This is a genomic window from Clostridium simiarum (genome assembly GCF_018919175.1).
Lineage (GTDB): Bacteria > Bacillota > Clostridia > Clostridiales > Clostridiaceae > Clostridium_L > Clostridium_L simiarum.
In genome coordinates, this window is the sequence record NZ_JAHLQL010000014.1 from 1 (window position 1) to 12809 (window position 12809).

12 protein-coding genes and 4 pseudogenes are annotated in these 12809 nt (G+C 30.3%); 12 read left to right on the forward strand and 4 right to left on the reverse strand.

The annotated features are described in order from the left end of the window. Window positions 1-440 precede the first annotated feature (440 nt). The 5 genes and pseudogenes from KQI89_RS17220 to KQI89_RS18230 form a co-directional block, all read left to right on the forward strand. Complete coding sequence (locus tag KQI89_RS17220) at window positions 441-899, forward strand: GNAT family N-acetyltransferase (RefSeq protein WP_216458130.1); 459 nt, start codon at window positions 441-443, stop codon at window positions 897-899. A 505-nt stretch (window positions 900-1404) separates the two neighbouring features. Further along, a complete protein-coding gene (locus KQI89_RS17225) occupies window positions 1405-1971 on the forward strand; it encodes a GNAT family N-acetyltransferase (RefSeq protein WP_216458131.1) in 567 nt (188 codons plus the stop codon). A gap of 381 nt (window positions 1972-2352) precedes the next feature. After that, on the forward strand, window positions 2353-2529 hold the full coding sequence (locus KQI89_RS17230; RefSeq protein WP_216458132.1) for a hypothetical protein: 177 nt from the start codon (window positions 2353-2355) through the stop codon (window positions 2527-2529). 179 nt (window positions 2530-2708) lie between these two features. Beyond that, window positions 2709-2954: a hypothetical protein gene (locus KQI89_RS17235; protein WP_216458133.1), complete on the forward strand. Its 246-nt coding sequence runs from the start codon at window positions 2709-2711 to the stop codon at window positions 2952-2954. Window positions 2955-2969: 15 nt separating this feature from the next. Next, window positions 2970-3167: pseudogene (locus KQI89_RS18230) on the forward strand (GNAT family N-acetyltransferase); the annotation flags it as partial. Between the two features lie 741 nt (window positions 3168-3908). Here KQI89_RS18230 and KQI89_RS17245 read toward each other — a convergent pair. Further along, window positions 3909-4359: pseudogene (locus KQI89_RS17245) on the reverse strand (hypothetical protein). Then, a pseudogene (locus KQI89_RS17250) lies at window positions 4357-4551 on the reverse strand (helix-turn-helix transcriptional regulator); the annotation flags it as partial. The pseudogenes KQI89_RS17245 and KQI89_RS17250, both read right to left, overlap by 3 nt. A 202-nt stretch (window positions 4552-4753) precedes the next feature. On the opposite strand from KQI89_RS17250, the gene KQI89_RS17255 reads away from it, so the two are divergent. From KQI89_RS17255 to KQI89_RS17270, 4 genes are all read left to right on the forward strand, one after another. Then, window positions 4754-5434, forward strand: coding sequence for a DUF5680 domain-containing protein (locus tag KQI89_RS17255; RefSeq protein ID WP_216458134.1), 681 nt, complete (start codon window positions 4754-4756; stop codon window positions 5432-5434). A gap of 21 nt (window positions 5435-5455) precedes the next feature. After that, window positions 5456-6322 carry a methionyl aminopeptidase gene (locus tag KQI89_RS17260; protein WP_216458135.1) on the forward strand — a complete coding sequence of 289 codons (867 nt, stop codon included), beginning with the start codon at window positions 5456-5458 and terminating at the stop codon, window positions 6320-6322. A gap of 362 nt (window positions 6323-6684) precedes the next feature. After that, the gene (locus tag KQI89_RS17265) at window positions 6685-7530 is read left to right on the forward strand and encodes an aldo/keto reductase (RefSeq protein WP_216458136.1); all 846 of its coding nucleotides are present in this window, start codon (window positions 6685-6687) and stop codon (window positions 7528-7530) included. 210 nt (window positions 7531-7740) lie between these two features. Further along, entirely contained in the window at window positions 7741-8553 is an 813-nt protein-coding gene (locus tag KQI89_RS17270; protein ID WP_216458137.1) for an MBL fold metallo-hydrolase, read from the forward strand. A 445-nt stretch (window positions 8554-8998) separates the two neighbouring features. Here the strand turns inward: KQI89_RS17270 and KQI89_RS17850 are convergent. Next, window positions 8999-9118: pseudogene (locus tag KQI89_RS17850) on the reverse strand (IS6 family transposase); the annotation flags it as partial. 126 nt (window positions 9119-9244) lie between these two features. Between KQI89_RS17850 and KQI89_RS17275 the strand changes: the two are divergent. Next, window positions 9245-9829, forward strand: coding sequence for a DJ-1/PfpI family protein (locus KQI89_RS17275; RefSeq protein WP_216458138.1), 585 nt, complete (start codon window positions 9245-9247; stop codon window positions 9827-9829). Between the two features lie 249 nt (window positions 9830-10078). On the opposite strand, the gene KQI89_RS18235 is transcribed toward KQI89_RS17275, so the two are convergent. After that, the gene (locus tag KQI89_RS18235; RefSeq protein ID WP_216458141.1) at window positions 10079-10258 is read right to left on the reverse strand and encodes an integrase core domain-containing protein; all 180 of its coding nucleotides are present in this window, start codon (window positions 10256-10258) and stop codon (window positions 10079-10081) included. Between the two features lie 741 nt (window positions 10259-10999). On the opposite strand from KQI89_RS18235, the gene KQI89_RS17285 reads away from it, so the two are divergent. Together KQI89_RS17285 and KQI89_RS17290 are read left to right on the forward strand one after the other, a co-directional pair. Next, on the forward strand, window positions 11000-11446 hold the full coding sequence (locus tag KQI89_RS17285) for an Lrp/AsnC family transcriptional regulator (RefSeq protein WP_216458139.1): 447 nt from the start codon (window positions 11000-11002) through the stop codon (window positions 11444-11446). Between the two features lie 25 nt (window positions 11447-11471). Further along, complete coding sequence (locus tag KQI89_RS17290) at window positions 11472-12383, forward strand: D-isomer specific 2-hydroxyacid dehydrogenase family protein (protein ID WP_216458140.1); 912 nt, start codon at window positions 11472-11474, stop codon at window positions 12381-12383. The last annotated feature ends 426 nt before the right edge of the window (window positions 12384-12809 follow it).

The following is a 12809-nucleotide window of genomic DNA, read 5'->3' on the forward strand; positions in this document are numbered from 1 at the left end:
CATATCCAATACCACCTCCTAAGCTACAGTGAAGTAATTCACCAATAGCCCATAAGGAGGATAAAACGTTCAAAACCCCCGTAGCCATCCACTACGGAATTCTTAATTTGTACTTTAGAATTATACCATAATTATGTAGAATAAATATAGGGGTATAAAGTGGAAAAATCCCACTTATAGTAGTTACGGTGAACCATACCATAAGTAAGCCTCCAAATTTTATATTTGGCTAGGCGAACTTACTCCTTTGAATAAATGTGAAAAGGAGTTTACTTATAAATGCAAAAATTAGTCTTAACCATTCATTTTACTTGGTTAAGGCTATTTTTATTTGCAAAAACTGTATTACAAGTAATCTTATTTTTACAAAATATGTTATAATAAAAATAATTAATTTTTAAGTGCAAGACAAATAGTAATCTTTTGTTGGGGGGAATCTTATGATATGTATTATTAATGATAAAGAACATAAGGAACAGATAGCAAGAAAAATATTAACTAATCTTCCAGATTGGTTTGGATTGCCGGAAAGTACAGAAGAATATATACATTGTAGCAAAGATATGCCTTTTGTGGCTGATATTGAAGATGAACAGGCAAGAGGATTTGCTGTATTGAAAGAAACAAGCTCCTATACTATTGAGCTTTATGTTATGGGAGTATTAAAAGAATTTCATAGAAAAAAAATTGGTAAGAATTTATTTCAATATTGTTATAATTATTCTAAAGAACATGGTTATTTATATATGCAAGTTAAAACTGTAAAAGAAGGGTGTTATGAAGAATATGATAGAACAATAGCTTTCTATAAGAATCTTGGATTTAAAGAATTTGAGTGTTTACCTAAGCTGTGGGATGAATGGAACCCTTGTCAGATTTATGTGATGTCCCTTTTGTAAAATCCAATATAAAATCCAGTAATAAAATAGTAATTTAAGTGACACTCTAAATCTTCGATTTAGTCAGTGGAACTTACACCTAGGAACAGAGTTAGTAGAGTGTTTACTTATTCTTAATAGATCTTTTTAAAGGAAACTCCTTCTCCTACCGTCGAATGAGTAAGTTCGTTTATCCAAATATAAAATTTGGAGACTCACTTAAATTCCAATTTATAAAGATAAAGGTAAATAAAATTATTATAATCTTTAGCTTTAATTATGCCGAATTCTTCTTAAATTATCATGGAACAGTTTTAAAAGACCAAGTAACGATTATATTTTATTTAAGGGGGATAATTGGGTTTTGTGAAAACAAGTAAGATTGAATGTGGTGAATTGGTAGCAAAACTAGCTTTGTAGAACCTATAATTATAAATAATAAGCTAGTTATTCTGCCATATTCTTATATTATGGCGGAATAGTAATTAAATGCGTAGGAATACAAAGTGGAATGAGGGATAAAGTTATGGGAGATGAAATATTCAATGTATTTCCAGAAATAAACACAGAAAGGTTAAATCTGAGAGAGATAAAACAGGAAGATGCAGAAAGTATATATAAAATTTTAAGTAATCCTGAAGTTATAAAACATGATACATTTGAAGTGTTTACAAATATAAAGCAAGCAGAAGGTCTGATTAAATGTTTTAGTGATGCATTCATACAAAAACGAGCCATATTCTGGGGGATTTCTTTAAAAAATCAGCCTAAAATTATTGGCTTTTGTAAGTGTGAAATTGAAGTTCCAAAAGTAAGAGCAGATTTAGGATATGATTTAGGACATGAATATTGGAATATGGGAATTATGACCGAAACATTGGCTGCAGTAATTGAGTTTGCATTTAAAACTCTTGATATTAATAGAATTGAAGCCACAGTGTCTACGAAAAATTATTCATCAATTAGAGTACTTGAAAAGTCGGGTTTTGTTAAAGAGGGTATTTTAAGAGAACGTTGTTATATGAGCGATAGTTGCCATGATATGATGATGCTTTCCATATTAAAGAAAGAGTATTGTATTAATTTAAAATAGATTGCTCTCTCAAAATAGATGTTTTCATATGTTTGAAAATAATCTTTAGGTAATTTAGTGCGTAGTTTTCTTACATGGAGAAGTAAAGGTTATCTACGCCAAAGAAAATGTTAAAATATGAAATACATATTATGGGGTCAGTTTCCAGTGGTAAATCCGCTCTTGTAAAGAAATTGTCTAAAACATTAAAAATTTCCTACCAATCACTTGATGAAGTTGTACATGTTCCCGACAAATCAAACCATTAGGATACCATGGTAAAAAGATTACGATTCAGGAAAAGATAAATTAAAGGATAGAATCTCTCCATATCAAGAAAAAATTATTACTTTAAAAAATAACAAAGATATTAATGTATTTCTTGAGGGAGGTATTAACATAATGAAAAGATTATTTGGAAAAAATATTCTATTCGAGTTTAATGTCATTACATTAAATAATTTAATAAAAGATGGATTAATAGAAGAGTTAAATAAAAAGGGAATAAATCCAAGGACAAAAGAAAAAAGAATAGAAAGTTACTTAATAGAAATGTTAAGAGCTAATTGTGTGAGATAGATTTTGAAAGAATGAAAATCAAGATAATAAGTTATGATATAAAATAAAGGTAAAAGTTTATGTAATACTAATATTATAATTGAAAATATTGGTATTACATTTATAGCTGAGATATAATAATAATTAATGATTGTAGAAAAGTGCGAACTGAAGATTATAAATATAAGGTGGTGCAAAACATGAAAGTAAGAAAAACGGTTAAAGAGGATATTGACCTCCTCATAAAGATTCGTATGGAATACCTGTTTGCAGAAAAAGGTGTGTCTTCTTCGGAAGAAGTGCAAGATATTAGAACGAAGTTAGAAGAATATTTTACTCAACACCTTAACAAGGGATTTATTGCTATCATTGCTGAGAATGAAAATGAAGTATTAGCAACTGCATTTATGTCAATCGTGGAAAGACCTCCGCTAATAGCGTTTTAATCATATCTTGTCGATACGGTATACAATGTTTTTACATACCCTCAATATAGAGGAAAAGGCATTGCAACGAAAGTTATGACTGAACTTTTATCAGAAGCAAAGCTATTAGGCGTTGCCGCAGTTGATTTAATGTCGACTGAAAAAGGGAAACCATTATATGAAAATCTTGGATTTCGAGTATCAAATTATACATCAATGAATAAGTTCCTCTAACTCCCGCAAAATAAGCATAATCAGAAGTTATATTAATTCACAATATTCATATATTTTGTATTATCAATTAAATAAGGAATGTAAAAAAGTATGCTAAAATGATTTAATTAGTATACTTTTTGTTACAAAAATCGCTGTAGTTTTTTGTAGCTGTACCTCTAAATAAACCCATTAAGGCAAACTTTGCTATCTGGTTTTTATAAAATAACTTTATAACCATTTTAAAACATTAACCCTAAAAAGGATTAATCCTTTTATAGATGGAACCTTTATAACCTTACATTAATGAGATTTTAATTTTCTTTCAGTTTACAAGGTAGCCTATCTATATTAATATTTCTATATATATTTTGTGAGTGGAATGTTGACGGTGAACCGTACTATAAGTAAGCCTCCAAATTTTATATTTGGCTAGGCGAACTTACTCCTTTGAGCAAGTGTGAAAAGGAGTTTCCTTGAGTAAGCCTCCAAATTTTATATTTGGCTAGGCGAACTTACTCCTTCGAGCAAGTGTGAAAAGGAGTTTCCTTGAGTAAGCCCTCCAAATTTTATATTTGGCTAGATGAACTTACTCTTTTGAACAAATGTGAAAAGTAGTTTCCTATCTGTAGCCTCTCTTTAAACGAGTTATTAACAGTCAATATTTGCTTTTCTTGCTTCACTGCATAAATCTTTGACATTAAGTGTGTATTTCTTATCATCTTTGATAAAGTGAGTTCCACATTGCCATAGCAACACCACCTAAAATTTCGATTTGTCATAATTATATGGAATACTTGTACCAACAACTACATCTTCTATTTTTTAAACAAAGCCAATCATCCATATTACTCTGACGGTCAAAGTCAAGAGGCTTTATTTCACCCACATTCTCAAACTCTACCAAGCACATACATTTTTTATGCCAACGTTCTTGTTGCTTTTTAGATAAATTCAATTTTTCTTGATTATCGGTAAGTACCTTTACTATTTCATCTTCTGATAATTTAACGAAATTTTGAACTGATTTCACAGTTGCAGTTGCTGAGATTTTAGCTGTACCTTTTTTCATGAAGTAAAGTTTCTCACCAACGAATACTCTACTATGAGGAATCTTTCTTCCTGCAGCTGCTCTAATAATCATCGCTTTAGAACTATCCAATATTTTTTCTAATACCTTTTCTTTGTCATCACAATATACCAAATGTACCATACTTAATTCTCCTTTTATTGTTATTTTGAAGCTAATAGTAGGAAATGCTTTTAATATTGTACCTTCTTCTTTTGCCTGAGATGGTTCTATACCATGTACACTTTTAAAAGCTCTGTTAAATGCTGTGGGTGAATCATATCCATATTTTAGAGAAATATCTATCACTTTTTCATTGCCACTCTGTAAATCAACGATTTAGTGAAATAATGGAGAATAAAATAGAACCAAGATATAGCAGTGAAAGTGAGATAGCTGGATATAGGGATGCATTAAAAAAAGAAAATTACATTTATTATTTTTTTATTTAAAAGCTACCTGTGGTTGTCAACTTTGCTATATTCAGTTGATAGAAGTATAAGGGAAATGATAGTATACTGATTTAGAGGTGAGTAAAATGAGTTTTAAAGAACAATTGCAAACATTGAGAAAAGCCAAGGGATTATCACAAGAGAAATTGGCTGAAATTATGGGTATTTCAAGACAGGCAGTTGCCAAGTGGGAAGTTGGTCAGTCATATCCAGATATAGCTAGGCTAATTTCCATAAGTGATTTTTTTAATGTAAGTATTGATAAATTAGTTAATGATTATGAAGAAAATTGTCATTTATATATAGAATCCGATAAAGTTAATGATTTAAATGGAGAGGTAATAGATTTTTTATGTAAGGCTAAAAAATCCACATATGCAGGAAATGGTCAGAAAATTAAATCATCAAGACCTAATTCTCATGATTTTGAATATGTAGAAGGTGACTTTAAATATATTGATACATATTTAGGAGGGGAACAATTTTCTGGAGAAGAAGGTTTGTGGAAAAATCATATTCCATTGTGGTCAATGAATTACGCAGGAAGAGTTTTGGATGAGGGATTTTCAGGAAGATTTTTAAAAGAAGTATTAAGTTTGGTTTCTAAAGATAATCCTTATCGTGGACCAATTATATATGAAAAAGGGCAGTATAAATATCATTGCATTGTTAATGGAGATTTTCATTGGTTTCAAGGCTATGAGGAAATTTATTTTAATAATAATAAAGTTTATGAATGTTTTTTTCATGGTGGAGTAATTAAATAATAGATAAAAGGAGAAAAGATTATGATGTTAAATAGAAATGACCTTTGTTGGTGTGGAAGTAGTTTGAAATATAAGGCATGCCATTTAGAATTTGATGAAAAGTTAATAAGTTTAAAAAGAAAAGGACACATAGTACCAACAAAAAAGCTAATAAAGACTAAAAAGCAAATTGAAGGAATAAGAAAAAGCGCTAATATTAATAATGGCCTTTTAGATTTAATTAGTGAGAATATTAAAGAAGGTATGACAACACAAGAAATAGATGATTTAGCATATAACTATACAGTATCTAATGGAGGGAAACCAGCAACTCTCAATTATGATGGATTCCCTAAAAGTATTTGTACATCAATAAATAGTGAGGTATGTCATGGAATACCAAGTAAAGATGTAGTACTTAAAAGAGGAGATATTATAAATGTAGATGCAACAACTATACTTAATGGATATTATTCAGATGCTTCAAGAATGTTTATGATTGGAGAGGTAAGTGAGGAGGCTCAAAAATTAGTTAAGGTGGCTAAGAAATGTTTAGAAAAAGGATTAGAGGCAGTTAAGCCTTGGGGATTTTTAGGTGATGTTGGAGCTGCGATTCAAGAGTATGCAGAAAGTAAAGGTTATTCAGTAGTTAGGGATTTTGGAGGTCATGGGGTTGGATTAGATATTCACGAAGAGCCATTTGTCTATCATTTTGGAAAAAGAGGAACGGATATGATTTTAGTTCCAGGAATGATATTTACAATTGAACCTATGATAAATGCAGGAAGTTATGAAGTGTTTATCGATGAAGATGGATGGACCGCAATTACAAAAGACGGCTCTCTTTCAGCACAATGGGAGCATACAGTTCTTGTAACTGAAGATGGCGTAGAAATAATTTCAAGATAAAGTATATATAATATTTTTGGATATTATAATATGTCATATAGCTTAACAGAATAATGAAGATAAAAACATTGGCACTTGTAATTAATACGGTGAACCGTACTATAATTAAATATGGTATTTTGAAAGAACAGTTAAACTTGCATCAACTGTTCTTATTTTATAATTTTTAATAAGTTTTATAATTTATATACAATAAATACCTTAAATAATATATGGCATATTAGATTATCTTCATAGAAAGATTGAAGAGTATGAAGAGCATGCTCTTAAATATGAAAATAAACTAAAATAAGGTATAAACAATAATAGCAAATAGTAGTAATAAATATATGAAAGATAGTTTATGTAAGGAGGGGGAATATATGAAATATGTAACCTTAAATAATGGGGTTAAAATGCCTGTTTTAGGATATGGGGTTTATCAAATTGAAGATTTGAAGGAATGTGAGAGATGTGTATTAGATGCAATTGAAGTGGGATACCGTTCAATTGATACTGCTCAGACCTATGGTAATGAAGAAGCTGTAGGAAGGGCAATTAAGAAGTGCAACCTTCCAAGAGAAGAATTGTTTATTACAACTAAAGTATGGATATCAAACGCTGGGTATGAAAAGGCCAAAACTTCTATAGAGGAATCACTTAAAAAGCTTCAACTTAAATATTTGGATTTAGTATTAATACATGAACCTTTCAATGATTATTATGGCACATATAGAGCTATGGAAGAGATGTATAAAAGTGGCAAGATAAGAGCTATAGGAGTAAGTAATTTTTATCCAGATAGATTAATAGATATTATTAAGTTTAATGAGGTAGTTCCAGCAATTAATCAGGTTGAAGCACATCCATTTAATCAGCAAGTAAAGGCTAAAGAAATCATGGATAAATATGGGGTACAAATTGAATCTTGGGCACCATTTGCAGAAGGAAGAAATAATATCTTTACAAATGAAACTCTAAAAAAAGTTGGAGATAAATATAATAAATCTACAGCTCAAGTTGCATTAAGATATTTAATTCAAAGAGGTTTTATTGTTATTCCTAAGTCTGTGCATAAAGAAAGAATGATTGAGAATTTTAATATATTTGATTTTAAATTAGATGAGGATGATATGAATAAGATTGTCAAATTAGACAAAGCAGAAAGTGCATTCTTCTCTCATTGTGATCCTGATGTTGTAGAAATTTTTGCTGGATTAGATGAATAATAAAAATATAAGAACTGAATTTTATATATAAGGTGTAGAATATAAAGTTCCTAAGTCATAGTTTTTTAATGTGACTTAGGAACTTTTGTGTTTAAATGATTTACCAAGTAATTCAAGTGAGATATAATTATATAAATTAGTTGATAATAAAACTTACTGTTAAATAGGGATTTAGAGAGAGTTATATGATTATTGATAAGGAGAGAGTTCATGAAAGTAATTATTTTATCAGATAATATAGCAAGTGAACAGCTAAAACAGGAATGGGGACTTGGTATTTTTATAGAATATGAAGGCAAAAATATTCTGCTTGATACTGGTGCCTCTAAGCTTTATTTGGATAACGCGAAGAAACTCGATATAGATATAAGAAAAGTAGACTACGGAGTGCTATCACATGCTCATTATGACCACGCAAACGGAATGGAAAGCTTTTTTCATGAAAACAAAGAAGCAAAATTTTATTTGCGAGCAGGTAGCGGGGAAAACTGCTACATAAAGTTTGGGATATTCAGTCACTATATAGGAATCCGAAAAGGCACCTTGGAAACTTACAAGGACAGAATCCTATTTGTAGATGGAGATTACGAGCTAATTCCAGGGGTTACCCTAATACCTCACAAAACATCTAACCTGGCTATGATTGGAAAAAAGAATAGGATGTATATAAAAAAAGAAGGAAAATGGTATCCTGATGATTTTTCTCACGAACAGAGCCTTGTTTTTGAGACAGAAAAGGGCCTAGTCATCTTAAATAGTTGTTGTCATACAGGCGCAGATATGATTATCCGTGAGGTGGCAAAGACTTTTAATAATAAGCATATTTATGCTATAATTGGAGGTTTTCATTTATACAATGCATCTCATGAGGAAGTAAAAGCTCTTGCTAATAGGATAAAAGACACTGGTATTGAAAAAGTATATACTGGTCATTGTACCGGAGAAAAGTCATATAAGATTTTGAAGGAGCAGTTAGGGGAGAAACTGGAGCAGTTTAAGGTAGGATTGACTATCGAAGTGTAGGGAACACCCTACTTTATACAGTTTTAGCTACTTAGGCAACTGGAATCACTAAAGCTAAAAAACTATATCATAAGCAATGTTGTATTTACAAAATATGTTATGATAAAATTAGGAACAAGTTTTTGGAATAGACAAATAGTAATTTAAGTGACACTCTAAATCTTCGATTTAGTCAGTGGAACTTACACCTAGGAACAGAGTGAGTAGAGTGTTTCCTTATTCTTAATAGAAAATGTGTTGATTTTATTGTTATAATGGTTATAATAATTGTTGTAAAAATATTTGTAATAATGAATCTGGTAAGCTGATATGAAAAAATAACTTGATTTTTCATAGAATTGCTGGTTCTTAGAAAGTTATGTAAGTTTGGACATTTTATTGCATGGCAAACAAAGCTTAAGTAAACGTGATTTCTGCAGGCTAATTAAAGGTATTAATTTTATAATTAAGCCGCTGAAAACCAAGAATTTCTATTGATTTTATCCATAGTAAAGCCTGCAACTTCCGCAGGAGTAAATCCATTTAATGAATCATGAGGTCTTATAAAGTTATAGTGAAAGATAAATTTGGAATCAACGGGGTAGTGGAAAAACCTATTATGGTAATCAAAACCTAGGATAATACTGAAGAGTTTTGCAAGGTAATTTTAAATATTCTAAAGCAATAGTTTAATATAAGAGGTGGTAAAGTGATGCAAAAAACAAGAAATGTTGGAATTCTATTATTCGATGATGTTGAAGTAATGGATTTCTGTGGACCATTTGAAGTATTCTCAGTTACGAATGAAATGAATCCTAATAATCCCTTTAATGTTTTTACAGTAGCTGAAAAAGAAGGACCTGTATATGCAAGAAATAATTTAAGTATAAATCCGAAATATACAATTTATAATTGTCCAAAACTTGATGTATTGATAGTTCCAGGTGGACAAGGTTTTCAGAAAGAGATGAATAACAATGCTATTTTGGATTGGATAAAACTTAATTATCCTAACTTAGAATTACTACTTACAGTATGTACGGGAGCATTAATAATTGCAAAATGTGGCTTGTTAGAAGATATGGTTGCAACGACACATCATGCATTCTTAGATTTATTAAGGGAAATCGCCCCAAAAACCAAGATAGTAAAAGACAGATATGTTGATAATGGAAAAATAATATTGTCTGGAGGCATTTCAGCAGGTATAGATATGTCTCTATATGTTATAGAAAAACTTTTAGGAAAAGAAGCAGTATTAAAAACTGCTGATGTGATGGAATATGGATGGAGGTAGAGTCTAGATATACTATAAAGGAGCCATTGGATTACATAATATTAAAACCGGATTAGATCCTAAACTTTGGACATTATATCCCGAAACCTACCAATAGCTTAGTATTTTAAAATTGTTTAATTGATTCAATTATTGATAAGTTTCACATCTTAAAATTAAAGAGGATCCACTATAAATGGATGATCATATTCTCAACTTCTTTTTCTAGATTTTGAGTATAGAACTCATTGGAGCTTTGTATTTCAAACTCTAATGAGTTTTTTGGGTATTGTACCTTTTCATGAATCTAGATACTTCATAATAAGCATCTTTGTAGCTATTGAACTCATATGCGCCTATACATTCATCCTGAAAAATACTATGGAAAGATTCAATAGGTGCATTTCTGGTTGGTGTTTTGCTTGGAGTTCTTTCATGATAAATATCTATTTCTGCACATCTGTCTTAAAAGACATGGCTAATAAACTGTGACTCATTGTCAGTTCTGATAACTTTCTTGTGCTCACATTGAAATAGATTTCTTTTTATCAGGCTTCGTATTAATAAAATTGGTTTATTAGAGCTTCTACAACTATATCCTATATGATAATCAACTATTGATCTGTCAAATACATCTATTATTGATAAGACAAAGAAGAATTTACCTTCACCCATTATATAGCCCTATTTGATATCTACCTCCCAGAGTTCCTTTTTTTTTATCCATGTATTAACTGTTGTTGCTGGTATAACTATTTAATATTTAACTAAAAATAGTGGCTATCCATTTGCGTACGGGGCTGCTATTTTTTGAGATTTTTTCTATAAGTAACACTATTAATGTTAATAGTAATATTAAGAATAAGTTCAGGGAATCCTGTTCAAGCCCATTTAGGGCTTCAACCACCTTGAAACAGCAACATTAAAACGTGGCAACTCCACCTATTACCTCCTTTTAAGAGGGATAAGTGATAACAATAGATTACATATTTTTACAAACAATTGAAATAACTAAAAAACTTACCTATAGCAACTGATTAAAGTATATTCTTGATAAAAAGTAGTCTAAAACATGAATAAAGTTATTTGCCAAACAACCCAAATTGCTATTAGCAGTTAATTTGCCAAGTATAATGACTTAGCGATTCTTAAATGTTAAAATACATTACATGAAGCAAGGAGTGGTGATTAATGGACGATTTAGATATTAAGATTATTAATATTATTAGCAATAATGCAAGAATATCTCATGAAGAAATAAGCAGGATTCTTCATATATCAAGACAAGCTATCCATCAAAGAATAAAGAAGTTAGAAGAAAGTGGCGTAATAAAGGGGTATAAAAGTATCATTGATTGGACTGAATTGGGAGAAGGTACTAGAGCATATATTTATATAAAGGTTAATATGTCTAATTTTAAAGAAGATATAAAGCAATATATAAATATTGCTGTACCTAATGTTGTAATAGAAGAATGTCAAAGAATTCATGGTGATTGGTGCCTAGTAATAAAGGTTAGAGCAAAGTCTACAACAGATATTACAAATTTCATTGACCAACTATGGAAAGTGAAATCTACTATAGATACCGCTACCACATTCATTTTATCAACAATAATTGAAGATGGTGTAAAGTAAAAATTCAATGAAAGGAAGAGAAGTTATGAAATTTAATAAAATAATTTGTATTGATAAAACTGGACTGGAGCCTTGGGCAGTTGAAGAACTAAAAAAATACTCTATAAAACCTATTGATGTGTTTGATGATTATCCGGAAAATGATGATGAAATTATTAACAGAATAAAAGATGCTGATTGTGTACTTGTATCTTGGAATACACAAATAAATAAGAAAGTAATTCAAAACTGCAAACAGTTGAAATATATTGGAATGTGCTGCAGCCTTTATGATGAAAATTCCGCAAATGTTGATATTAGGACTGCAAGAGTAAATAATATTGAAGTTTTAGGAGTTAGAGACTATGGAGATGAAGGGTTAATTGAATTCATTGTTAGTGAATTAATAAGATTACTTAAGGGACTAGGAGAGCATCAGTGGAGAAATGAAGCTGTAGAGCTAACACAAAGAAAAATTGGAATAATTGGAATGGGTACAACAGGTAGGATGTTAGCAAAAATATTAGTTGCTTTTGGGATGAAGGTTTATTATTTCAGTAGAAGCAGAAAAATGGACATTGAAAAGGAAGGTATAGAATATCTTTCTCTTAATGAACTGCTAAAGACAGTAGAAATTATATCTATTCATTTACCTAAAAACACAGTTATACTTGGAAGTGATGAATTTGATTTGTTTGGTGATGGAAAAATATTGATTAATACTTCTTTAGGTACTCCATTTGAAGTTCCAGCATTTTTAGAATGGATACAAAGAAAAGGAAATTATGCAATTTATGATGAAGATGGTGCTGGAAGATATAAAAATGAATTTGAAAAATGCCCTAATGTAATCTTATCTAAAAAAGTAGCTGGTTGGACAAAAGAAGCAAGAGAGAGATTATCTATTAAAGTTCTAAAAAATATTGAAGAAGTCTTAAATGGACTTAATGTTCAATAATAATCTCAGGAGGTAGAAGCGGAATTGTAGCACTGGTAATGCTGATGTATTTGAGAAAACCAGTAAGAAGCTTCGAAAAGGTAAAGTTGTATAGTGTACGAAGCTTATAACTAACTTTATAAGCCTTAAGTAAGCCTCCAAATTTTATATTTGGCTAGGCGAACTTACTCCTTTGAACAAATGTGAAAAGGAGTTTCCTTAAGTAAGCCTCCAAATTTTATATTTGGTTAGGCGAACTTACTCCTTTGAACAAGTGTGAAAAGGAGTTTCCTTAAGTAAGTCTCCAAATTTTATATTTGGTTAGGCGAACTTACTCCTTTGAACAAATGTGAAAAGGAGTTTCCTTAAGTAAGCCTCCAAATTTTATATTTGGCTAGGCGAACTTACTCCTTTGAACAAATGTGAAAAGGAGTTTCCTTAAGTAAG